Source organism: Nocardioides sp., assembly GCF_030019515.1.
Lineage (GTDB): Bacteria > Actinomycetota > Actinomycetes > Propionibacteriales > Nocardioidaceae > Nocardioides.
This window is the reverse complement of record NZ_JASEEQ010000006.1, coordinates 49246-72591: the sequence shown is the minus strand read 5'-3', so window position 1 is coordinate 72591 and position 23346 is coordinate 49246. Positions and strand designations below refer to the sequence as shown.

The following is a 23346-nucleotide window of genomic DNA, read 5'->3' as shown; positions in this document are numbered from 1 at the left end:
GCGATGACCGACACGCCAGCAGCGGCGCCGCCGACCGGCCTGCGCCTGCGGTTCGCCGCGATCTCCGACGTCGGGCGGGTCCGCAAGGACAACCAGGACTCCGGATACGTCGGGCCGTGGCTGGTCGCGGTCTGCGACGGCGTCGGCGGCGCGGCCCGCGGCGACATCGCCTCCAGCACCGCGATCGGCCAGTTGCGGCGGCTCGACGTACCGCCGAAGGGCGAGTCCCCGGACGACCTGCTCACCAAGGTCGCCGGCGCGCTGCACCGCGCGCACGACCGGATCAACGAGCTCGCCGCGGAGGACCCCGCGCTCGACGGCACCAGCACCACCGCGACGGTCGCGCTCTTCGACGGCGCACGGATCGCGATCGGCCACGTCGGCGACAGCCGTGCCTACCTGTTCCGCCAGGGCGAGATCACCCGCCTCACCTCCGACCACACCTTCGTGCAGACGCTCATCGACGAGGGCCGGATCACCGAGGCGGAGGCCCGGGTCCACCCGCACCGCAACCTGATCCTCAACGCCCTGGGCGGTCCCGGCGAGGTCGAGCCCGACCTCTTCATGATCGAGCTGGCGCCCAAGGACCGGCTGCTGCTGTGCAGCGACGGCACCAGCGGGGTGCTCGACGACGACCGGCTGGCCGACATCCTCGCGACCGGAAGCCCGGAGTTCGCGTCGGTCGAGCTGGTGCGCGCCAGCCTCGAGGCCGGCAGCTCCGACAACGTGACCTGCCTGGTGGCCGATGCCGTCGCGGCCGACGAGCCGCCCGGTCCCGGCGAGGCGGGCGAGCCGGTGCTGGTCGGCGCCGCTGCCGAGCGGCGCCTGCACCGCCAGCGCGGCGGCGGCATGGGCAGCCTGTTCCGCGGCCACCGCTCCGGCGACACCGGCGAGCTCGAGCCGGTGCAGGCCGAGATCCCCGACGACCTGCCCCACGCGATCACCGCCGACCCGATCGACCCCGAGGAGGCCCGCTACGCGCCCCGCCCGCCGCGCCGCTTCGTGTGGCTCAAGCGGCTGCTGACGCTGGTGCTCCTGGTCGGGCTGGTCTGGGTCGGCCTCGCCGCGGCGTGGTCGTGGACCCAGGGCCAGTACTACGTCGGCGAGGAGGACGGCGCGGTCGTGATCTTCCGCGGCGTCAACACCGAGCTGGCCGGCCTCTCGCTCTCCGAGCCCTACGAGCACTCGGACGTCGAGCTGGACCGGCTCGGTGAGATCGAGGCCGACCGGGTCCGCGAGGGCATCGCCTACGACAACCTCGAGGACGCCGAGCAGAAGGTCCGCGATCTGGCCGCCCGTCAGACCCCCATCACCGAGAGCTCGGGGGGCTGATGTCCCAGACGTCCTCCAGCCTGATGGGGTTCGTGCACCGCCGCCGCCGGGGTGCCGAGCTGTTCCTGCTGGTGCTCGCGCTAGCGGTCGGCATCGGCGCGTACGCCGCCGTCGGCATCGGCGTGCAGGAGAAGATCCCGGCCGACCTGTTCGGGTACGGCGGCTGGCTCGCCGCGCTGGTCATCGTCGCCCACGTGGTGATCCGCGTGGTCGCGCCGTACGCCGACCCGGTGCTGCTGCCGGTCGTCGCCGCCCTCAACGGCCTCGGCCTGGCGGTGATCCACCGGCTCGACCTCGCCAAGGAGGCGGCCGGCACCAAGCACGACTACGCCCAGCAGCAGCTGGTGTGGATGACCCTCGGCGTCATCCTGTTCGTCGCCACCCTGCTGGTGCTGCGCGACCACCGCAACCTCCAGCGGTTCACCTACACCAGCGGCCTCGCCGCGATCGTGCTGCTCCTGTTGCCGATGCTGCCGGGCATCGGCAAGTCCGTGTACGGCGCGCGGATCTGGATCCACCTCGGCCCGTTCAACTTCCAGCCGGGCGAGGTCGCCAAGGTGCTGCTGGTGATGACCTTCGCCGGCTACCTGGTGCTCCACCGCGACGCGCTCGCCCTCGCCGGCCGCCGGGTGGTGTTCGTCGACCTGCCGCGCGGGCGCGACCTCGGCCCGATCCTCGCGATGTGGCTGGTCAGCCTCGGCATCCTGGTCTTCCAGCGCGACCTCGGCTCGAGCCTGCTGTTCTTCGGCCTGTTCCTGGTGATGCTCTACGTCGCCACCGAGCGCCCCGGGTGGCTCGTGGTGGGCGCCCTGATGTTCGCCGGCGGCGCGACCGCGGCGTACTACCTGTTCCCCCACGTGACCGACCGCTTCGACATCTGGCTGCACCCGTTCGACTACTACAACAAGAACGGCGACCAGGCGTTCCAGCCGGTCGAGGCGCAGTTCGGCATGGGCTGGGGCGGCCTGATCGGCCGCGGGTTCGGCGACGGCGACCCCAACCGCGTGCCGTTCGCGGAGTCGGACTTCATCGTCGCCGCGATCGGCGAGGAGCTCGGCCTGACCGCGGTCATCGCGGTGGTCCTCCTCTACGGCCTGATCGTCGAGCGGGCGCTGCGCACCGCGCTGATCTGCCGCGACGGGTTCGGCAAGCTGCTGTCGACCGGCCTGGGCAGCGTGTTCGCGCTCCAGGTGTTCGTGGTCGTCGGCGGCGTGACCAGCCTGATCCCGCTGACCGGTCTCACCACGCCGTTCCTCTCGTACGGCGGGTCCTCGCTGGTGGCGAACTGGGTGATCGTCGCGATCCTGCTGCGGGTCTCCGACCAGGCCCGCCGCCCGGCGCCGCAGCTCTCCGACGACACGACCGCGATCGGCGACGACGCCACCCAGGTGGTGAAGCTCGGGTGAACAAGCCGATCCGGACGATCTCGATCTTCTGCCTGCTGCTGTTCGTGGCGCTGATGCTGAACGCGACCTACCTGCAGTACTGGAAGGCCGGCAAGCTCAACGACGACCCGCAGAACCGGCGCGTGCTCGTGGAGGCGTACTCCCGCGAGCGCGGCGCGATCCTGGTCGGCAACAAGCCGGTCGCCGAGAGCGTCGAGTCCGACGACCAGTACAAGTTCCAGCGCACCTACCCCACGCCCCTCGAGTACGCGCCGCTGACCGGCTGGTTCAGCTACTACAGCGCGACCGGCATCGAGCAGAGCCGCAACGCCATCCTCTCCGGCGACGACTCCCGGCTGTTCGTGACCAAGCTCGTCGACCTGCTGAGCAACGACCCGACCCAGGGCGGCAACGTCGCGCTGACCATCGACCCGAAGGCCCAGGACGCGGCGTACAACGGGCTCAAGGCCCTCGGCCCCAACGTTCAGGGCTCGGTCGTCGCGCTCCAGCCCAGCACGGGCAAGGTCCTGGCGATGGTCTCGCTGCCCACGTACGACCCGAACAAGCTCGCCTCCCACGACCTCGGCTCGGTGCAGGACACCTTCGACCGGCTCAACGCCGACCCGACCCAGCCGCTGCTCAACCGGGCCATCCAGACCCGGCTGCCGCCCGGCTCGACGTTCAAGATCCTCACCGCGGCCGCGGCCATCGACAACGGCCTCTACAAGGCGGACGACCCGGTGCCCGGCGGCGTCACCTTCCAGCTGCCGCAGACCAGCGGGCCCACCGGCGAGATCGACAACGAGGGCCGCTCCTGCGGGGCCAACAACGCGCGGATCCCCTTCACCCAGGCGCTCGCGCAGTCCTGCAACACCTCCTTCGCCCAGATCGCGATCGAGGTCGGCGCGGAGGACATGGCCAAGACCGCCGAGGGGTTCGGCTTCAACAGCCACTACTTCGACGACCTCACCCCGCAGGCGGAGTCGGTCTTCCCGACCGACGCGAGCGAGCCGGAGGTCGGCCAGTCCGGCATCGGCCAGTTCGACGTCGCCGCCACGCCGCTGCAGATGGCGATGGTCACCGCCGGGATCGCCAACGGCGGCACCGTGATGCGGCCCTACCTGGTCGACGAGGAGCAGTCCGCCGACCTCGACGTGATCGAGAAGACCGAGCCGCAGGAGCTGTCCCAGGCGATCTCGTCCTCGGCGGCCAGCGAGGTCACCAAGCTGATGGTCGCGACGGTGAACGAGGGTACGGCGAGCCCGGCCGCGATGGAGGGGTTCCAGGTCGCCGGCAAGACCGGTACCGCGCAGAGCGGCCAGCCGGACAAGCCGCCGTACGCCTGGTTCGTCTCGTTCGCCCCGGCCGAGAACCCGCAGGTCGCGGTCGCGGTGATGATCCAGGCCGCCGACATCCCCCGCGGCGAGATCGCGGGCGGCACCTACGGCGGCCCGATCGCCAAGGCCGTGATGGAGGCGGTGATCAAGTGACCTCGACACCGGACCAGGGCCACGGCTTCGCCGACGCCGAGCACCGCTACCGCCTCGACGCCCGGATCGCCACCGGCGGCATGGGCGAGGTCTGGCGCGGCACCGACACCACGCTGGGTCGCCAGGTCGCGATCAAGCTCCTCAAGAGCGAGTACGCCGACAACGCGACGTTCCGGACCCGCTTCGAGACCGAGGCGCAGCACGCCGCCTCGCTGCACCACGCGAACATCGCCGCGGTCTACGACTTCGGCGAGGCGCCGGCCGCCGACGGGTCGGGGGTGCAGCGGCCGTTCCTGGTGATGGAGCTCGTCGACGGGCAGCCACTCTCCGCGCTGCTGCGACCCGGGGAGCCGATGGACCCGGACGCCGTGCGGGGGCTGCTCGCACAGGCGGCGGACGGCCTGGCGGCCGCGCACGCGGCCGGGATCGTGCACCGCGACGTCAAGCCCGCCAACCTGCTGGTGACCCCCGACCGGCAGGTCAAGATCACCGACTTCGGGATCGCCCGCGCCGCGGAGGGGATCGGCCTGACCGGGACCGGCGAGGTGATGGGCACCCCGCAGTACCTCTCGCCCGAGCAGGCCCAGGGCCAGACCGCGACCCCGGCCTCCGACGTCTACTCCCTCGGCGTGGTCGCCTTCGAGTGCCTCGCCGGGCGCCGCCCGTTCGTCGCGGACACGGCGGTCGCCACCGCGCTGGCGCACCTGCGCGAGCCGGTGCCCGAGCTGCCCGGGTCGGTGCCGAGCGACCTGGCCGCCGTCGTACGGCGCGCGCTCTCGAAGCTGCCCCAGGACCGGTTCGCCGACGGCGCGACCCTGGCCGCCGCCCTGCGCGACCCGGCCACGGCCGTCGCCGACCTCGGCGCGCCCGTCGAGCACGACCACACCCGGGTGCTTCCGGGGGCGGTGCCCGCAGTGCTCCCGGCGGAGCCGACCCTGGTCCCCGGCCCGGTCGCCGGACACGTACCGGACCCGCCGCGGGTGCGCCGGCGCAACGCGCTGTGGCCGGTGCTGGCCGTGCTGGCCCTGATCGTCGTCGCGGTGATCGTCTTCCTGCTCGTCGCCGAGGGCCTGGGCTCCGACGACCCGGCGGACGAGCCGACCCGCGCGCCGAAGCAGAGCCGCAGCACCCAGCCCACCTCCGAGCCGCCGTCGACCGAGCCGGCCTCCGAGCCGCCCTCCTCGGAGCCCACCTCCGAGCCGCCCTCCTCCGAACCCACGTCCACGTCGCCGACCCCGACGCCGACCCCCACCCCGACACCCACCCCGACGCCCACGCAGTCCGACTCGCCGGTGGCCCCGTCGCAGACCGCGTCCGGTACCGCCGCCTCCGAGCCGACCGCTCCCCTCACGTCCGCCAGCAGGCCCACCCGCACGTCCACCAGCAGCCAAGGCGAGGTCGACCGTCGATGAGCAACCACCAGCCCACCGTCGGTGGCCGCTACGAGCTCGGCGAGCTGCTCGGCCGCGGCGGGATGGCCGAGGTCCGCAAGGGCACCGACACCCGGCTCGGCCGGGTCGTGGCGGTCAAGCGGCTGCGCACCGACCTGGCCAGCGACGCGACCTTCCAGGCCCGGTTCCGGCGCGAGGCGCAGTCGGCCGCGTCGCTCAACCACCCAGCGATCGTCGCCGTCTACGACACCGGTGAGGAGCCGGCCGCGGACGGTTCCGGCATCTCCCAGCCCTACATCGTGATGGAGTTCGTCGCCGGCAGGACGCTGCGCGACATCCTGCGCGAGGGCCGCAAGATCCTCCCCGAGCGCGCGCTGGAGATCACCAGCGGCGTGCTCGCCGCCCTCGACTACAGCCACCGCGCGGGGATCATCCACCGCGACATCAAGCCCGGCAACGTGATGCTCACCCCGAGCGGCGACGTGAAGGTGATGGACTTCGGCATCGCCCGGGCGATCAGCGACGCGTCCTCGACGATGACCCAGACCGCGGCGGTGGTGGGCACCGCGCAGTACCTCTCCCCGGAGCAGGCGCGCGGCGAGACCGTCGACTCGCGCTCGGACGTCTACTCCGCCGGGTGCCTCCTCTACGAGCTGCTCACCGGCCGCCCGCCGTTCGTCGGCGACAGCCCGGTCGCCGTCGCCTACCAGCACGTCCGCGAGCCCGCCGTACCCCCCTCGGACCACGACACCGAGCTGCCGCCGGAGATCGACGCGATCGTCATGAAGGCACTGGCCAAGCGGGTCGAGGACCGCTACCAGTCGGCCGCCGCGATGCGCAGCGACATCGAGCGCTACCTCGCCGGCCGCCCGGTGCAGGCGCCGATCCCGGCGCCGGTGTCGGCGGTGCCACCCGCGTCGGCCACCGAGCGGACCGCCGTGGTCGGCGCGGTGCCGCCCGCCGAGAACGACCTGCCGCGCAGCCGTACCGGCCTGCTGGTCCTGATCGGGGCGCTGCTGGTGGCGCTGATCCTGGCCGGCGCGTACTTCGTGTGGCCGCGGCTCTTCGAGCAGGCGCCGGAGCAGGTGGCGGTGCCGAACGTCGTCGGGAAGACCGAGACCCAGGCGCGCCGGCTGATCGGCGAGGCCGAGCTCGCCGTCGGCAGCATCGACCGCGAGAACAGCGACACGGTCAAGGCGGGGAACGTGATCCGGCAGAACCCGGAGCCGGACCGGTACGTCGACCCCGACACCGCCGTCGACTTCGTCATCTCGCTCGGGGTCCCCGAGGTGGACGTGCCGCCGGTGATCGGCCTGGACAAGGAGGCCGCCCGGTCCCAGCTCGAGGCCGCCGACTTCGTGGTGCGGATGGAGGAGAAGGAGTCCGACGAGCCCGCCGGCGAGGTGATCGAGACCGACCCGCCGGCCAACACCTCGGTCGAGCAGGGCAGCACCGTCCTGGTGCTCTACTCCGACGGTCCCGAGGAGGTGCCCGACGTCCGCGGCCTGATGCAGCCGCAGGCGAAGCACAAGATCCGGGCCGCCGGGTTCGAGCCGCGGGTGATCGCCGACCCGGACTCGACCGAGCCGGCCGGCACCGTGACCGACCAGAGCCCGGAGCCCGGCGAGACGCCGTCGCAGGGCTCGACGGTGACCATCCTCGTCTCGAACTACCAGGAGCCGACCGAGGAGCCGACACCGACCGAGTCGCCGAGCAGCACCCCGACGGACACCCCGCCGCCGGTGCTCGAGCGGAGCGCGGTGCCGCCGCGCTCGGCCAGCTCCCGGAGACTCAGCTCCCGGAGACGGGGACCAGCGGCTCGGCGTAGTTGAGGTCGAGCAGGCCGTCGTACGCCGGCGCGGTGAGCCGGTCCTCGAGCTCGAGGCCCCACCCGACGGAGATGTCGGGGTCGGCCGCGTCCTCGCGGTAGGCCCCGACGTAGGTGTCGCCCTCGATCGCGGTCAGCAGCGCGCCCTGGTCGCCGACCGCCTGGATGACGTAGGGCTGGGGGTAGGGCACGCCCTGGAGCTGGACCGCGTTGCCCTCGCACTTGATGCCGGTGGTGGAGACGATCCGCTGCCCGGCGATGGTGACCGCGGTCGCGCCGCCCTTCCACAGGGCGTTGACGACGGCCTGGATGTCCTGCTGGTGCACGAGCAGCTCGTTGATGTCGCCGGTCGTGGAGTTGATGACGTCCTCGGGTGCGTCGGACAGGGTGATCGAGATGCCGGCGCCCGAGCGCGGCACCAGGCCGGTCGGGTCCTTCAGCTCCGCCACCCGGCGCTGGTAGCGGTTCACGTCGCGATCGCTCACCGCAGCCGACAGCGACGCGACCTGGTCGTTGAGCTCGGTGCGCCGCTGCTGGAGCTCGGCGTACTGGTCCGCCTCGTCCTTCACCAGCGACGCGAGGTCGGTGTAGCGGCCGGGGCGCAGGTCGGTGCCGCCGCTGTTGGCGGCGCTCACCACGAACAGGGCGCCGCACAGCAGCACGACCACGGGGGTGCCGGCCCGCCACAGGCTGCGCCTGCGGTCGGCAGGCGGCCGTCCCAGGCGGGCCCGAAGCCAGCCCGGACCGGGCGACTCCGGGGGCCGCGCATGGGTTCGACCGCGCATGGCGACTAAGGTAGCGCGCAGCCCGTCTCACGATCGATCCAGGAGCACCCGTGGCCAAGGCCAAGCTTGATCCTCTCGCCCCCGCCCGGGGCCCGCTGCTGTCCGTGCGCTCGGTGATCGCGCTGGTGCTGATCGTGCTCGGCATCGCGTGGATGGCCTACTTCTACATCGTGGTCCGCGTCGACCCGACCGCGTTCCCGAAGCCCGACCCGGGCTCGCCGGCGTTCATGGACGACCTCGGCAACTGGAACTACCTCATCGGCTTCGGCCTGATCATGCTCGGCCTGGTCATCTCCGCCCACCCCTCCACCCCGCTCGGCCGCGGCCGCGGCGTCGTGGTGGGCATGCTGAGCTGCTTCCTGATCGGCCTGCTGTGGATCTGCACCTACTACGTCTTCAGCAACGACATGTCCAGCATCCCGGTCTTCAACGACCTGGGCCAGAAGAACCTCTTCGTGGGCATCGCCCTGATGGCCGTGGGCTTCACCTTCGCGACCCGCTGGGAGTGAGCGGGCAGCTGTCACCGAGGAACGAGGTGACAGCGTCGCCCGCGAAGGTCGAGCAAGGCCCGCGACCGACGAAGGAGGTCGCGACGGCCGGGTCGAGACCCGGTGACCTGCCCACCACCTCAGCCACCACGATCAGCAACACCGCAGCCACCACCTCTGCCACGCCCTCTCTGCCACCGCCGGTCCCTCCGGGCCGGCGGTGTGCTTCGTCCACACCTGGGGACAGTGCTGTGGAGAACTACACGGGTGTAGTTCTCCACAGGTCAATCCACACCTGTGCATGACCGTCCGCCCCGCGGGCCGCGCCCACCCGCACCGCGCCCACCCGCCCCGGACGTCATCCGGACGGAGCCACAGGGTGACCCCCTCCGCACGACGTCAGCGGGGCGCGGCGAGCCGGACGCCGGACGAGATCAGCCGAGGGCGGCGGTGCGGAGGACGACCGCGACGGCGGTGATCGCGGCGACGAGCACCAGGCCGGAGACCTGGAACCAGGCTCGTCGCGGGCCGCGCGGGGAGTAGACCAGGATCGCGGCGATCACCAGGCCGCCGAGGAACCCGCCCAGGTGGCCCTGCCAGGAGATGTTGCTGACCATCACGGTGAACACGAAGTTGATGCCGATCCACATCAGGATCTGCTGGGTGTTCGCCCGCATCTTGTAGGCCACCACGAGCAGCGCGCCCATCAGGCCGAAGATCGCGCCCGAGGCGCCGACGGTGGCCTGGAACTCCGGGGACGCCCAGTACACCAGCGCGGACCCGGTGAGCCCGGAGAGCAGGTAGAGCGCCAGGAAGCGGATCCGGCCGATGGCCAGCTCCAGCTGGGGGCCGAGGACGTACAGCGCGAACATGTTGAACGCGATGTGCAGGGGCTGCACGTGCGTGAACGTGCTGGTGAGCAGCTGCCAGTAGGCGCCGTCGTACACACCGGGCAGCCACTCGCCGCGGCCCGAGCAGACCGCCCGGGTGGTGTCGAAGCCGCCGGCGGCGTTGAGGCACAGCCCGTTCGGCCGCAGCTCGAGCCACGCGAGGACCCGGCTGGCGCTGCCGCCGCTGGCCACGATCATCAGCCAGACGAAGGCGTTGAGGCCGATCAGGACGAACGACGTCGTCGCGGCGTTGGTCGGCCGGAGCCCGCCGAACGCGGTGCGGCCGGCGCGGGTGTTCTTCCGGCCCTCCGCCACGCACTCGGGGCACTGGAAGCCGACGGCCGCGTCGCGCATGCAGTCCGGGCAGATCGGCCGGTCGCAACGCTGGCAGCGGATGTGGGCCTCGCGGCCGGGGTGCCGGTAACAGGTCGGCACCCCGCCCGGAGGCGTGGTGTCCTCGGACACGCTCGGTCGCCCTGGGTCAGCCGCGGACGATCTCGACGCTCTCGAACACGACCGGCTCGACCGGGCGGTCGCCCGGGCCGGTGGCCGTGGTCGCGATCGCGTCGACGACGTCGCGGGAGGCCTGGTCGGCGACCTCGCCGAAGATCGTGTGCTTGAAGTTCAGCCACGTGGTCGCGCCGACGGTGATGAAGAACTGCGACCCGTTCGTGCCCGGGCCGGCGTTGGCCATCGCGAGCAGGTACGGCTTGTCGAAGGTCAGCTCGGGGTGCGGCTCGTCCTTGAAGGTGTAGCCGGGGCCGCCGGTGCCGGTGCCGAGCGGGCAGCCGCCCTGGATCATGAAGCCCTCGATGACCCGGTGGAAGCCGAGGCCGTCGTAGAACGGACCGGTCCTGCCGTTGCCCGCGTCGTACGCCTTGGTGCCCTCGGCGAGGCCGGTGAAGTTGGCGACCGTCTCCGGCGCGTGGTCGGGGAACAGGTTCAGGGTGATGTCACCCCGGTTGGTCTTGAGAACGGCCTGCTGGTCAGCCATGAGTGCCTCTCACGTCAGATGGGTACACGGCACGGTGTACGTGCCGTCCGATCCTCGCACGGCCCGCAAGGAGCCCACCCGGCAGCCTTGCCTCTGGTTCGCCCCCGGGTGACATGATCGAATGAGGCAGGACACGACGAGAGGAAGTGCCCCACGATGGGTCTGCGCAAGAAGAAGTCCCTGATCGACCAGGCGAGCGAGACCGTCACCCAGTACGTCGACCAGGTCAGGCCGCAGCTCGAGTCCGCGGTCGCCACGGCACGTGAGAAGGCCGGCCCGGTGATCGCCGACGCCCGCACCAAGGCGGCCCCCGTGATCGCCGACGCCCGCGCGAAGGCCGCACCGGTCATCGCCGACGCCCGCGCGAAGGCCGGACCGGCCATCGCCTCGGGCGCCGCGCTGGCCGCCGAGAAGGTCGCCGCCGGCGCGAGCCTCGCCGCGGAGCGCGCTGCCGAGGCCGCCGACGCCGCAGCCGGCAAGGTCACCGAGGTCACCTCGCCGAAGAAGAAGAGGGGCGGCAAGACGAAGAAGCTGTTCCTGCTGACGGGCCTGGCCGCGGTCGCGGCGTTCGTGGCCAAGAAGCTCCGGGGCAGCGGCCAGAGCGAGAACTGGCAGTCCTCCTACACGCCGACCCCGGCGCCGGCGCCGGGACCGGCCCGCTCCACGACCCAGCCGACCGACGACGAGGGCGGCGCGTCCCCCGACGAGGCGATCGCCGACCAGGCCGAGGCCCCGCACCCCGTCACCACGCCCGACGACCCGGCCGAGGTCGTCGACGTCGACGAGAACAAGGGCTGACCTGGCGCCACCCTCGCCACCGAGACAGCACCAGCACGGTCAGCGCCGGCCCGGGGACAGGTCCTCGGGCCGGTTCTGCTGGATCCACGCGTCGATCCGCTCCCACCAGCCGTAGAGCCAGTCGATCCGCTCGTCGCGGCCCGCCGGGATCTCGGCGCGCGGCACCTGCCACCACCGCATCACGATCCGCTTGTCCATCGGCAGCTCGCGCCAGATGTCACCGACGGTCAGGAGGTGGTCGAGCCCGGTGTGCGCCACCAGCACCACGTCGGCGTCCGGGGCCGCGTCGAGGGCCGCGAGGAAGCCACCCGGACGCGGCGCCAGGACATGGGTCATCCGCTCGGCACGCGCGGCCATCCGCTCCATGCCGAGCCGGCGGAGCCGGTCGATGGCCCGCTGCCGGCGCTGCGGGGTGAAGTTGCCACCCTCGGGGAAGATCACGAACGCATCGTTCTCGTCCAGGCCGGTCGCCAGGGCCGCGATCTGGTCCTCGAGCCGGGCCCCCTCCGCAGGGTTCGGCGTGATGAACCGGGCCGGGATCCGGTTGAGGATCACGTCGATCGCCGGGTCCCAGGCCAGCGTGTCCCTGAGCACCACGCGCGGCTCCCGTGCGTACCACGCCATCAGCGTGTGGATCAGCACGAAGGAGTCGCCCGGCCCGGCGTGCCGGCAGCACACGAGGAGCGGCCGCCCGGGGTGGGCGTCGGGCGCCGGCCCCTCGGTCTCGATCCGCAGCCGCAGTACCCGCCGCGCCTCGCGGAAGAAGATCCACATGGTGCCCTGCACGAGGTCGTAGTGGATGCCCTCGAAGTACGCCGAGCGCAGCCGCCACCCGAGCCCGGACGCGAGCCAGAGCCCGAAGAGGACCACCAGCAGGATCGCCTGGCAGGTCAGGTAGACGATCGCGACCCACATGATGCGCAGCGGCCGCAGCCGGCCGGGCACCACGGGCGACAGCGCGGCGGCGCCGATCACCCACAGCGGCAGGGTGAACCACAGCAGCCCGGTGAGTGCCACGACCGCGGGCGCGATGACCAGCCGCCGCAGCAGCCGGATCACCGGTCGCTCGCTGACACCGGCCCGAGGTGCTCGTCGAGGTAGGCCACCGACGCGGCGTACGTCTCGTCGATGCGCGCCTGCACGCTCGCGAAGTCCCGGCTGCCGAGCAGCGAGTCGTCGCGGGAGGAGGTGCCGCGAGCGGGCAGCACGTAGGCCTCGACGTCCTCGGGCAGCTCGTCGAGCTCGCGGATGAACCGGTGCCGGCGGGCGATCTCGAAGGAGACCCGCGCGACCTCCCACGGGCGGCGGGGCACGCTGAGCGGCCGGTCGATGCGCCCGACCTGGAGCACGAAGACCCGGTCCGCGCCGAGCCGCACCGCGCGGGCCAGCGGGATGGAGTTGACGATGCCGCCGTCGAGGAAGTGCTCGTCGCCGATCCGGGCCGGCGGCAGGAGACCGGGTACGGCGGCGCTGGCGACGACCGCCTCCACCAGCGGGCCGGAGTCGAACCAGTGCTCGGCCGCCCGCTCGATGCTGGCCGCGCAGACCTGGAACCGCACCGGCAGGTCCTCGAAGGTGAGGTCGCCGAACTCCGCTGCCAGGGCCCGCTGCAGCGGGCCGGAGGACCACAGGTGGGTCCCGGTCGACATCGCTCGGCGCACGGTCCGCAACGGGCGGTCGCCGTACACCTGACGGGGCGGTGGCCCGTCGCCCGGTCCGGCGTCAGGGCCGGCGCCACCCCCGGCGCCACGCCACATCGCGGTGAGCTTCTCGACCACGCCGAGGTCGGGCTGCCGAGCGACGAGCGCGCCGTTGAGGGCGCCGACGCTGGTTCCGAGCACCAGGTCCGGGACGATGCCGCGCTCGAGCAGGGCCCGGAGCATCCCGACCTCGACGGCGCCGAGGACGCCGCCCCCGCCGAGGACGAATGCGGTGGTCATGCTGGGGTCATCGTCGGCTCATCGTCGGCTCACCGGCGGCTCACGCAGCCGTGGGTCCTACGAGCTCGGGGTTCTCGGCCCGCACCTTGTGGGTGACCCGGCGCTCGACCCAGAAGATCAGCAGCGGGATCAGCCCGGCGACGAGCATCAGCACGGTGAAGGCGATCGTCCACCGGGCGCGGCGGGCCAGCAGGAAGGCGACCACGACGTAGATCATGAAGACCCAGCCGTGGGCCACCCACAGGATGCTGGCCGACTCGCCGAACCGCTGCAGGCTGCTGTCCTCGGTCGCGAGGTACTTCAGCGGAGCCGCGACCAGCGCGCAGAAGGCGAGCAGGACGCCGACGATCGTCGCGAGCACCCGGTAGGTGTTGAACAGGTTCTTCACGAGGCCACCCTACGGACCGACACCCGACGGCTCGTCGGCCCGCTGCCCCGCGGACCCCGGCGCGGCGGTCGCGTCGGGATCCTCGGTGACCCAGCGCCACCAGATGAACAGCGCGAAGGCACCGAAGAACCACCACTCGATCGCATAGAGCAGGTTGCGCAGGCCGGTGAGCGCGTCGACCTGGGGGAGCTGCTCGAGCGACGCGGCCTCGAGACCGGGCCCGGGTGTCTCCGCGACACCGTAGGCGCCGTACAGGTCCTGGTCGACGTGCTGGATGACGTCGGCGATGCGCAGCTGCGGGAGCACGTCGTCGGCCGGGTCGTCGTCGGGCTGCCCGGTGCCCTCGGGCGGCTGCAGCCAGGCCTGGAGCTCGGCCGTCCCGCTCGGCGGGTCCGGAGCGTCGGCGGGATCCGCGACCCAGCCCCGGACCACCGGCAGCGCCGCCCCGTCGGCCGAGCCCACCGCCAGCGGCGTCACCACCCAGTAGCCCTGGTGGCCCTGGTGCTCGCGGCCGGAGACGTAGACGGTGCCGGAGCCGACCCAGGTGCCCGCGACGGTGACCGGCTGCCCGATCCGGTTCCCCGGGAACGGGTCGTCGGGACCGATCACGTCGTCCAGGGGCAGCGGGGCCGCCTGGGTCAGGTCGCGGGCCTCGAGGCGGCGGTGCTCCTGCCAGGCGCCGAGCTGCCAGAAGCCGAGCCCGACCGCGACGCCCACGAGCACCAGGGCGAGCAGGTGCGCGGCCCAGAAGCGGGGGGCGAGCATCCGGGGCACCACGCCAGCGTACGCATCGGGCCGCCGCGTCCGGCCGCCGGTCGATCTGGTCTGACCACTTGACCACCGACCGCCGCCGTGCCTACGCTGCCGCGCATGCGGCTGCAACCCGTGAACCGTCGCTCGGTCCCCGACGAGGTGTTCGACCAGGTCCTCTCCGAGGTGGTCGACGGTGGGATCGGCGCGGGTGAGGCGCTGCCGAGCGAGCGCCGCCTGGCCGAGGTGCTCGGCGTCTCCCGCCCGGCGGTCCGCGAGGCGCTGCAGCGGATGGCGCAGACCCGGCTGCTCGACGTACGCCACGGCGGCGCGACGACCGTCCGCGACTTCCGGCGGTACGGCGGCCTGGACCTGCTCCCCCGGCTCCTGGTGCGCCGCGGCGAGCTGGACCCGGCCGTGGCCCGCAGCATCCTCGAGGCCCGGCTGGTCGTCGGCCCCGGCGTCGCGGCCTTGGCGGCCGAGCGCGGCGGCCCGGCCGTGGAGGCGGTGCTCGTCGAGACCGTCGAGGCGCTCGGCGGCACCGAGGACGGCGTGGAGCGGCAACGGCACGCGCTGGCGTTCTGGGACCTGGTCGTCGACGCCGCCGACTCGATGGTGTTCCGACTGATGTTCAACAGCCTGCGGGCGGCCTACGAGCCCGCCCTCGAGGCGCTTGCCTCGCTGATGGCCGAGGAGGTCGGGCAGGTCGGGGCGTACCGGCTGCTGACCGCGGCGATCGGGGCCGGCGACCCCGAGACCGCGCGGGCGGCGGCCGACCGGGTGCTGCGTCCGGCGACCACGAGCCTGCTCACCGCCCTCGCCGCGCTGGACTCCGACCAGCTCTCGGAGCAGCCGCCCGACGAGGAGGACGCATGACGAGGTCGCAGAGCCCGATTGCTTCGGCGGAGGTCGAACGGCTCGCCGCCCAGCGGGTGGCCGCCGACGAGCAGCGGATCACCGGATCGCGGCGTACGAACGTCTCGCTCGGCCAGGCCTGGCGGTCGTTCTGGCGGCACCCCTCACCCTGGATGCTGGGCACCTGCGTGCTCGGGTCGATCCTCGCTCGGGCGCTGGTCGGGGGTGGCACCTGGTGGGAGCTGCTGGTCCCGGTCGGGCTGGTCGCCGCGCTGCCCGTCGTCGAGTGGGTGGTGCACGTCGGGATCCTGCACTGGCGCCCGCGCCATGTCGGCCCGGTCACCGTCGACCCGCTGCTGGCCCGCAAGCACCGTGCCCACCACGCCGACCCGCGCGCGATCCCGCTGGTGTTCATCCCGTGGCAGGTCGAGCTCTGGCTGTTCCCGTCGTACGTCGTGATCGCGTGGCTGGCCATGCCGACCACGTCGAGCGCGCTCACCCTGCTGGTCGCCGTCTACGCGATCATGTCCGGCTACGAGTGGACGCACTACCTGCTGCACAGCGACTACCGGCCGCGCTCGCGGTGGTACCGCGCGGTCTGGCGCAACCACCGGCTGCACCACTACAAGAGCGAGCACTACTGGTTCACGGTCACCACGGCCGGCACCGCCGACCGGCTCTTCGGCACCTACCCCGACCCGGCGACCGTCGAGACCTCGCCGACGGTCCGGGCGCTGCACTCGCGCGACGGCCTCTGAGCCCACCGCGCGGGCGAGGACCGGGCCAACGGCCGTCCAGCTCCGGATGATCCAGGTGCCCAGCCGGTTGATCTGCCTTTGCGTCTTCCCCGATGCTTCAGCAACCAAAGCTGCCATGATCTCGGCTGTGAGGCCCGATGAGCGTCTGCGCGAGCTTGCGATCAGGCATGCCGCGTTCGTGTGGCTTGATCGCGAGCGCGCGATGGGAAACGAGACGTTCACGCAGGAGAGCACCAGCGATCTCACACTGCTTGGCGAGCACTTTCGCCTGATGCCGACTCAGCAAGGCATCTGGAAGCCGGGCCAGCTCTCGGCGGCGCTCTCGATGAGGACGGTCTACCGTCCCGAAGGCTCCGATCGTCCCTACGACGATGCCGTGGGCGCCGATGGCCTGTACCGCTACAAGATGCGCGGCGACGATCCGAACCATTATCAGAATCGGGCTCTTCGCGAGGCGATGGCCGAGCGGCTGCCACTGATTTGGTGGCTCGGTGTGCAAGGCGGTGGATACAGCGCGCTTTACCCGATCTACCTCGTAGGTGAAGAGCAAGCTCACCGGCAATTCGTCGTCGACATCGATGCCGTCCCGCAACCGGACATCACATGGCCGTCCGTCGAGCTGGAATTCGACCCGTCCTACCGGCAGCAGTTGACGAAGATCCGGCTGCATCAGCGTCCCTTCCGCGCCGCAGTTCTCCGGGCATACAACACCTCGTGCGCAGTCTGTTCCTTCCGCCACAGCGACCTGCTCGATGCCGCGCACATCCAGGAAGACAGTGGCGGCGGAAGACCGGTCGTCACCAACGGTTTGACGCTGTGCAAGATGCACCATGCGGCATACGACCGACGGATCCTCGGAATCACGCCGAGCTACGAGGTGCGCATCAACGCCGAGGTCTTGAGTGAGGTGGACGGGCCCATGCTCCGCCATGGGATCCAGGAGTTTCACAACAAGACACTCATGGTCCTGCCACAGCGTCGGTCGGATCGCCCGGACCCGTTGCTCCTGGAGGAGCGCTTTCAAGCCTTCCTCGACGCCAGTTGAGCGCGGCAGCGGCGAAGTCTTCCCCGACCAGTCCACCCCTGCGGATCCGGAGTTAGCAGGGGACAGGCCGAAGGCTGAGAGATTCGCAGGGTGACCTGCCGTTTCTCGCGGTGGAGCCTAGGGGACTCGAACCCCTAACCCCCTGCTTGCAAAGCAGGTGCGCTACCAATTGCGCCAAGGCCCCGGGTGGTCTTGACGACCATGGGTCGGATCAGGCTGGTGTCTGGATCAGGCCGGTCGGCTCAGGACCGGTCGACCGGGTCGGTCGCCTCGGCCCAGAGCGCCTGCTCCTGCTTGCTCTCGTCGAGCTTGCGCTTGACGAACACGGCGCCGCCGGCGGCCAGCAGGAGGAACAGGATCTTCTTCATCGGGGCTCCCACGGATCGGTGGTGTGCTGCGGATGGTGGGCCTAACAGGACTTGAACCTGTGACCTCTTCCTTATCAGGGAAGCGCTCTAACCGTCTGAGCTATAGGCCCGGGACCGAGGGGGAACACTACCGGACCCCGGTTGGGTCCGACAAAACGGCCGGGAGGAGGTGCGGGACGTCATACGGGCGGTGGAGCAGGTAACACCCTCCGCATGACGTCTGGGGACGCGGCGTCGACCACCACGCTCTCAGCGGTCGTCCTCGGCCAGGGTCAGCTCGACCCCGCCGACGAGTGCTGCGGACATGTTGTACAGGAACGCGCTGAGGGTCGCGATCGCGGTGATCAGCACGACGTCGACGACCGAGACGAGGATCGTGAAGCCCATCACGCGGGACAGGCCGACGTACTTCTCGACGTCCCAGCTGCCCGCGTCCTCGCCACCGACGACGTCGCGGACGGTGTCGTTGATCGAGTCCCAGACACCGGCCGCCGCGAGCACCGACCAGATGATGAACACGGAGACGACCGTGACGACAGCGAAGGCGACCGCGAGCAGGAAGGCGGTCTTCATCACCGACCACGGGTCGACACGCGTCAGGCGCAGCCGGGCCCGCCGTGGCGGTCGGCCGCCGGCCGCAGCCTTGGTCGCGGCCTTGCGCGAGTCGGGCTGCGCGTTCGCACGGTGCTCGTCGGCGGCGTTGCTCAGCTTGGCCGAGATGCGTTCGCCGAGCGGTGCGCGTACGGCGGTGTCCGGGCGGTCGCTCATCAGCCGTCACTCTCTCCGTCGGTGTCGGGCTCGGTGTCTCCCTCGGTGGCCACCACGTCAGACGCGGCGGACCCGTCGATTGTTGCATCCGTACCCGCATCGGACGACTCGTCAACCTCGCCGCCCTCGGCCAGGCCCTCGGCCGAGGCCTCGTCCGGTGCCGACTCGTCGAACTCGTCGTCGTCGTCGTCGCTGGCCTCGACCGAGCGGGCGACCACGGCGACCGAGTCACCCTTCTTCGGCGTCACGAACTTCACGCCCATCGTGGAGCGTCCGGTGGGCCGGAAGTTCTCGTCGATCGGGCTGCGCACGACCTGTCCTCCGGAGGTGATCGAGAGGATCTCGTCGCCGTCCTCGACGATGAACGCGCCGACCAGCTCGCCGCGGTCCTCGTTGGCGAGCTTCATCGCCCGGATGCCGATGCCGCCGCGCGACTGCACGCGGTACTGCGGGATCGGGGTGCGCTTGGCGAAGCCGCCGTCGGTGATCGTGAAGACGTACTGCGGGTGCAGGCCGAACCACGGTCCGCGCGTCTCGGCCACCTGCTCGACGGACTCGCCGGACGCCTCAGCGGCCTCCTCGGCCTCGACCTGGGCCGCCCGGACCACCGACATCGACAGCAGTGAGTCGCCGTCGCGGAACTTCATGCCGGTCACGCCGCCGGTGGCGCGGCCCATCGGCCGCAGCTGCCCGTCGTCCGCCTGGAACCGAACGGACTGACCCTTGCGCGAGACCAGCAGGATGTGGTCCTCGGGGTTCACCAGCTCGGCGCCGATCAGCTCGTCGTCCTCGCTGCGGAAGTTGATCGCGATGACCCCGGCCTGGCGCGGGCTGTTGTAGTCGCCCAGCCGGGTCTTCTTGACCAGGCCGTCGCGGGTCGCGAGGACGAGGTACGGCGCCTGCTCGTAGTCGCGGATGGCCAGCACCTGCGCGATGTTCTCGTCGGGCTGGAAGCTGAGCAGCCCGGCCACGTGGCCGCCCTTGGCGTCGCGCGAGGCCTCGGGGAGGTTGTAGGCCTTGGTGCGGTAGACGCGGCCGGCCGTGGTGAAGAACAGCAGCCAGTGGTGATTGGTGGTCGCGATGAAGTGCTCGACCACGTCGTCACCGCGCAGGGTCGCGCCGCGCACGCCCTTCCCGCCGCGCTTCTGGGTGCGGTACTGGTCGGCCCGGGTGCGCTTGGCGTAGCCGCCGCGGGTGATCGACACGACGAGCTCCTCGTCGGGGATCAGGTCCTCCATCGACAGGTCGCCGTCGGCCGCGATGATCTGGGTACGGCGCTCGTTGCCGTACTTCTCGACGATCTCGGCGAGCTCGTCGGCGACGATCTGCCGCTGCCGCGCGACGTTGGCCAGGATGTCCTTCAGGTCGGCGATCCGCGCCTCGATCTCGGCCAGGTCGTCGATGATCTTCTGCCGCTGCAGCGCCGCGAGCTGGCGCAGCTGCATGTCGAGGATCGCGGTCGCCTGGACCTCGTCGATGTCGAGCAGGGCGATCAGGCCCTCGCGCGCCTCGGCCACGTCGGGAGAGCGCCGGATCAGCGCGATCACCTCGTCGAGCATGTCGAGCGCCTTGGCCAGTCCGCGCAGCACGTGGGCGCGCTTCTCGGCCTCGGCGAGGCGGTACTCGGTACGGCGCCGGATCACGTCGACCTGGTGGGTGACCCAGTTGCTGATGAACTGGTCGACGGTCAGCGTGCGCGGCACCCCGTCGACCAGTGCGAGCATGTTGGCGCTGAAGTTGGTCTGCAGCTCGGTGTGCTTGAGCAGGTTGTTGAGCACCACCCGGGCGACCGCGTCGCGCTTGAGCACGATGACGAGCCGCTGGCCGGTGCGGTCGGAGGTGTCGTCGCGGACGTCGGAGATGCCCTGGACCCTGCCGGAGTCGGCGAGCTCGGCGATCTTCAGCGCGAGGTTGTCCGGGTTGACCATGTAGGGCAGCTCGGTGATCACCAGGTTGGTGCGGCCGCGGGCGTCCTCGTCGACCTCGATCACCGCGCGCTGGGTGACCGAGCCGCGGCCGGTGCGGTAGGCCTGCTCGATGCCCTGGTGGCCCACGATCAGCGCACCGTTGGGGAAGTCGGGGCCCTTGATCCGCTCGAGCAGGGCGTCCTGCAGCTCCTCGCGGGTCGCGTCCGGGTGCTCCAGCGCCCAGCGCGCACCCTCGGCGACCTCGCGCAGGTTGTGCGGCGGGATGTTGGTGGCCATGCCGACCGCGATGCCGGCGGAGCCGTTGACCAACAGGTTCGGGAAGCGGGCGGGCAGGACCACCGGCTCCTGCGAGCGACCGTCGTAGTTGGGCTGGAAGTCGACGGTGTCCTCGTTGATGTCGCGGACCATCTCCATGGCCAGCGGCGCCATCCGGCACTCGGTGTACCGCATCGCGGCGGCGGAGTCGTTGCCCGGCGAGCCGAAGTTGCCCTGGCCGTGGATCAGTGGCGCCCGCATCACCCAGGGCTGGGCGAGGCGGACCAGGGTGTCGTAGATCGCGGTGTCGCCGTGGGGGTGGTACTGACCCATGACGTCGCCGACCACGCGCGAGCACTTGGAGAACCCGCGGTCGGGGCGGTAGCCGCCGTCGTACATGGCGTAGAGCACCCGGCGGTGCACCGGCTTGAGGCCGTCGCGTACGTCGGGCAGCGCCCGGCCGACGATCACGGCCATGGCGTAGTCGATGTAGGCACGCTGCATGGAGGTCTGCAGCTCGACGGGCTCGATGCGGCCGCCGGGTCCCTCCGGGGGAGGAGTGGTGCCGCCGTCGGTGGGGGTCTCGGTCACGATCGCTCTCTCTGGTCTCTTCTACTGGTGTCTAGCGTTCGTCGTAGACGGCTAGATATCCAGGAATCGGACGTCCTTGGCGTTGCGCTGGATGAAGGAGCGGCGCTGCTCGACGTCCTCGCCCATCAGGATCGAGAAGATCTCGTCGGCGTGCGCCGCGTCGTCGAGGGTGACCTGGAGCATCAGTCGCTGCTCGGGGTCCATCGTGGTCTCCCACAGCTCCTTGGCGTTCATCTCGCCCAGGCCCTTGTAGCGCTGGACCGGGTTCTCCTTCGGCAGCTTCTTGCCGGCCTCCTGGCCCGCGCGCAGCAGGGCGTCGCGCTCGGCGTCGGAGTAGACGAACTCGTGCTCGGCCGGCTTGTTCCAGCGCAGCCGGTACAGCGGCGGCTGCGCCATGTAGACGTAGCCGCCCTCGATCAGCGGCTTCATGAAGCGGAACAGCAACGTGAGCAGGAGGGTGTTGATGTGGTGGCCGTCGACGTCGGCGTCGGCCATCAGCACCACCTTGTGGTAGCGCAGCTTCTCCAGGTTGAACTCGTCCTGGATGCCGGTGCCGAGCGCGGAGATGATCGACTGCACCTCCTGGTTGCTCAGGACCTTGTCGATGCGCGCCTTCTCGACGTTGAGGATCTTGCCGCGGATCGGGAGGATCGCCTGGATCCGCGGGTCGCGGCCCTGCCGGGCCGAGCCGCCGGCGGAGTCGCCCTCGACGATGAACACCTCGCACTCGGCGGGGTTGGTCGACTGGCAGTCCGAGAGCTTGCCGGGCAGGCCGCCGCCCCCGAGCAGTCCCTTGCGCGAACGGGCCAGGTCGCGGGCCTTGCGTGCGGCGATCCGCGCCGACGCCGCCGCCTGGGCCTTGCGGACGATGTCGCGGCCCTCGGCCGGGTTCTGCTCGAGCCAGGCACCGAGCTGGTCGTTGACCAGCCGCTGCACGAAGCCCTTGGCGTCGGTGTTGCCGAGCTTGGTCTTGGTCTGGCCCTCGAACTGCGGCTCGCCGAGCTTGATCGAGATGATCGCGGTCAGACCCTCCCGGATGTCGTCGCCGGAGACGCGGTCCTCCGGCTTCTTCATCAGGCCCCACTCGAAGCCCCAGTTGTTGACCAGCGAGGTGAGCGCCGCACGGAAGCCCTCCTCGTGGGTGCCGCCCTCGTGGGTGTTGATCGTGTTCGCGAAGGTGTGCACCGACTCCGAGAACGAGGTGTTCCACTGCATGGCGACCTCGAGGCTCATGTGGTGCTCGACCGCCGGGGGCGTCTCGGCCTCGAAGGCGATCACCGTGGGGTTCGCGGCCGTCTTGCGCCGGTTGAGGTGCTCGACGTAGTCGATCAGGCCGCGGTCGTACCGGAAGACCTGCTCGAGCCCGCCCGCCTCGCCGCGCTTGATCGCGTCGTGGCCGGCGTCGTCGATCCCCCCGTGGTGGTCCGGGTCGACCGTCTGGTCCTCGACCGCGTCGACGATCTCGGTGGCCGCCGGCCGCTCGTCGCGGACCACGATCTCCAGGCCCTTGTTGAGGAAGGCGTACTCGCGGATGCGGGCGGTGATCGTCTCGAGGGAGTAGGTCGTGGTCTCGAAGATGTCGGAGGAGGCCCAGTAGGTGACCGTGGTGCCGGTGCGCTCGTCGGGCTCCAGCGCCCGGACCTCCTCGAGGTCGCCGTCCGGCACGCCGAGGCTGAAGGACTGGCGCCACAGGTGGCCGCGGTTCTTGACCTCGACGACCAGGCGCGTGGACAGCGCGTTGACGACCGAGACGCCCACGCCGTGCAGGCCGCCGGACACCTTGTATCCGCCGCCGCCGAACTTGCCGCCGGCGTGCAGCATCGTCAGCGCCATCGTCACCGCCGGCATCTCCTGACCGGGGGCGGTGTCGGTCGGGATGCCACGGCCGTTGTCCTCGACCCTGATCGCGCCGTCCTCGGTGAGGGTGACGACGATCCGGTCGCAGTAGCCCGCGAGGGCCTCGTCGACCGCGTTGTCCACGATCTCCCAGATCAGGTGGTGCAGGCCGCGCTCACCGGTCGAGCCGATGTACATGCCGGGACGCTTGCGGACCGCTTCGAGGCCCTCGAGGACCTGGATGGCCGAGGCGTCGTAGTCGACTCCGTTGGGGCGAAGGTCGGCGGTCTCCACGGCGGCCGTGCCGGAGCCGCCTTCCGCCGGGTTCTCGATCGGGGTCTCGTCCGACACACACACCTCTTCGCGACGGGCCACCCGGAGCAGGGCCCGGGGGGCGTGGACACACACACGCAGCTGAAACACGCACGCTGAGAACATGCGCAGGGCCGTCGCACGACAGGCTGACGACCCGGTGTCCATAAT

Annotated in this window: 21 protein-coding genes and 2 tRNA genes; 10 read left to right on the top strand and 13 right to left on the bottom strand. The window is 71.3% G+C overall.

The features are described 5' to 3' along the window. The first annotated feature begins 3 nt into the window (after positions 1–3). From QMC84_RS10205 to pknB, 5 genes are read left to right on the top strand one after another with little or no spacing between them, the layout of a single operon-like run. Entirely contained in the window at positions 4–1332 is a 1329-nt protein-coding gene (locus QMC84_RS10205) for a protein phosphatase 2C domain-containing protein (protein ID WP_300374492.1), read from the top strand. Beyond that, the gene (locus tag QMC84_RS10200) at positions 1332–2738 is read left to right on the top strand and encodes an FtsW/RodA/SpoVE family cell cycle protein (protein ID WP_300374491.1); all 1407 of its coding nucleotides are present in this window, start codon (positions 1332–1334) and stop codon (positions 2736–2738) included. Before QMC84_RS10205 ends, QMC84_RS10200 begins: the two co-directional genes overlap by 1 nt. Continuing rightward, positions 2735–4207, top strand: coding sequence for a penicillin-binding protein 2 (locus tag QMC84_RS10195; protein WP_300374489.1), 1473 nt, complete (start codon positions 2735–2737; stop codon positions 4205–4207). The genes QMC84_RS10200 and QMC84_RS10195 overlap by 4 nt, the downstream gene beginning before the upstream one ends. Next, complete coding sequence (locus tag QMC84_RS10190) at positions 4204–5619, top strand: protein kinase (RefSeq protein WP_300374487.1); 1416 nt, start codon at positions 4204–4206, stop codon at positions 5617–5619. Before QMC84_RS10195 ends, QMC84_RS10190 begins: the two co-directional genes overlap by 4 nt. Beyond that, a complete protein-coding gene (pknB, locus tag QMC84_RS10185) occupies positions 5616–7430 on the top strand; it encodes a Stk1 family PASTA domain-containing Ser/Thr kinase (protein WP_300374485.1) in 1815 nt (604 codons plus the stop codon). The genes QMC84_RS10190 and pknB overlap by 4 nt, the downstream gene beginning before the upstream one ends. Here pknB and QMC84_RS10180 read toward each other — a convergent pair. After that, the gene (locus QMC84_RS10180; protein ID WP_300374483.1) at positions 7390–8211 is read right to left on the bottom strand and encodes a DUF881 domain-containing protein; all 822 of its coding nucleotides are present in this window, start codon (positions 8209–8211) and stop codon (positions 7390–7392) included. The genes pknB and QMC84_RS10180 overlap by 41 nt on opposite strands. A gap of 50 nt (positions 8212–8261) precedes the next feature. On the opposite strand from QMC84_RS10180, the gene QMC84_RS10175 reads away from it, so the two are divergent. Beyond that, positions 8262–8720, top strand: a complete 459-nt coding sequence (locus QMC84_RS10175) for a cell division protein CrgA (protein ID WP_300374481.1) — start codon at positions 8262–8264, stop codon at positions 8718–8720. Positions 8721–9133: 413 nt separating this feature from the next. Here the strand turns inward: QMC84_RS10175 and QMC84_RS10170 are convergent, their stop codons facing one another. After that, positions 9134–10054: a rhomboid family intramembrane serine protease gene (locus QMC84_RS10170; RefSeq protein ID WP_300374479.1), complete on the bottom strand. Its 921-nt coding sequence runs from the start codon at positions 10052–10054 to the stop codon at positions 9134–9136. Positions 10055–10070: 16 nt separating this feature from the next. After that, positions 10071–10583: a peptidylprolyl isomerase gene (locus QMC84_RS10165; protein WP_300374477.1), complete on the bottom strand. Its 513-nt coding sequence runs from the start codon at positions 10581–10583 to the stop codon at positions 10071–10073. 156 nt (positions 10584–10739) lie between these two features. Here QMC84_RS10165 and QMC84_RS10160 point away from each other — a divergent pair, with 156 nt between their 5' ends. After that, positions 10740–11381 carry a hypothetical protein gene (locus QMC84_RS10160; RefSeq protein ID WP_300374475.1) on the top strand — a complete coding sequence of 214 codons (642 nt, stop codon included), beginning with the start codon at positions 10740–10742 and terminating at the stop codon, positions 11379–11381. A gap of 39 nt (positions 11382–11420) precedes the next feature. Here the strand turns inward: QMC84_RS10160 and QMC84_RS10155 are convergent, their stop codons facing one another. From QMC84_RS10155 to QMC84_RS10140, 4 genes are read right to left on the bottom strand one after another with little or no spacing between them, the layout of a single operon-like run. Further along, on the bottom strand, positions 11421–12440 hold the full coding sequence (locus tag QMC84_RS10155; protein WP_300374473.1) for a 1-acyl-sn-glycerol-3-phosphate acyltransferase: 1020 nt from the start codon (positions 12438–12440) through the stop codon (positions 11421–11423). Further along, entirely contained in the window at positions 12437–13321 is an 885-nt protein-coding gene (locus tag QMC84_RS10150; RefSeq protein WP_300374471.1) for a patatin-like phospholipase family protein, read from the bottom strand. The genes QMC84_RS10155 and QMC84_RS10150 overlap by 4 nt, the downstream gene beginning before the upstream one ends. Positions 13322–13361: 40 nt before the next feature. Further along, positions 13362–13709, bottom strand: a complete 348-nt coding sequence (locus QMC84_RS10145) for a DUF3817 domain-containing protein (protein WP_300374469.1) — start codon at positions 13707–13709, stop codon at positions 13362–13364. A gap of 9 nt (positions 13710–13718) precedes the next feature. Beyond that, positions 13719–14474 (bottom strand): SURF1 family protein, encoded by a 756-nt coding sequence (locus QMC84_RS10140; RefSeq protein WP_300374871.1) that lies wholly within the window; start codon positions 14472–14474, stop codon positions 13719–13721. Positions 14475–14579: 105 nt separating this feature from the next. Between QMC84_RS10140 and QMC84_RS10135 the strand changes: the two genes are divergently transcribed. Genes QMC84_RS10135 through QMC84_RS10125 form a run of 3 tightly spaced genes read left to right on the top strand, consistent with a single transcriptional unit; the run spans position 14580 to position 17117 of the window. Next, positions 14580–15335 (top strand): GntR family transcriptional regulator, encoded by a 756-nt coding sequence (locus tag QMC84_RS10135; protein WP_300374467.1) that lies wholly within the window; start codon positions 14580–14582, stop codon positions 15333–15335. After that, entirely contained in the window at positions 15332–16072 is a 741-nt protein-coding gene (locus QMC84_RS10130) for a sterol desaturase family protein (RefSeq protein ID WP_300374465.1), read from the top strand. The genes QMC84_RS10135 and QMC84_RS10130 overlap by 4 nt, the downstream gene beginning before the upstream one ends. Before the next feature lie 46 nt (positions 16073–16118). Next, positions 16119–17117, top strand: a complete 999-nt coding sequence (locus tag QMC84_RS10125) for an HNH endonuclease (RefSeq protein WP_300374463.1) — start codon at positions 16119–16121, stop codon at positions 17115–17117. Between the two features lie 111 nt (positions 17118–17228). Here the strand turns inward: QMC84_RS10125 and QMC84_RS10120 are convergent. The 6 genes from QMC84_RS10120 to gyrB form a co-directional block, all read right to left on the bottom strand. Continuing rightward, a tRNA-Ala gene (locus tag QMC84_RS10120) sits at positions 17229–17301 on the bottom strand. Between the two features lie 58 nt (positions 17302–17359). Next, positions 17360–17485, bottom strand: coding sequence for a DLW-39 family protein (locus QMC84_RS10115; protein ID WP_300374461.1), 126 nt, complete (start codon positions 17483–17485; stop codon positions 17360–17362). 33 nt (positions 17486–17518) lie between these two features. Then, positions 17519–17595 (bottom strand) — tRNA-Ile (locus tag QMC84_RS10110). 139 nt (positions 17596–17734) lie between these two features. Next, positions 17735–18253 carry a DUF3566 domain-containing protein gene (locus tag QMC84_RS10105; protein ID WP_300374459.1) on the bottom strand — a complete coding sequence of 173 codons (519 nt, stop codon included), beginning with the start codon at positions 18251–18253 and terminating at the stop codon, positions 17735–17737. After that, positions 18253–21027 (bottom strand): DNA gyrase subunit A, encoded by a 2775-nt coding sequence (gene gyrA / locus QMC84_RS10100; protein ID WP_300374457.1) that lies wholly within the window; start codon positions 21025–21027, stop codon positions 18253–18255. Before gyrA ends, QMC84_RS10105 begins: the two co-directional genes overlap by 1 nt. 51 nt (positions 21028–21078) lie before the next feature. Then, positions 21079–23157: a DNA topoisomerase (ATP-hydrolyzing) subunit B gene (gene gyrB / locus QMC84_RS10095; protein WP_300374870.1), complete on the bottom strand. Its 2079-nt coding sequence runs from the start codon at positions 23155–23157 to the stop codon at positions 21079–21081. Between the last annotated feature and the right edge of the window lie 189 nt (positions 23158–23346).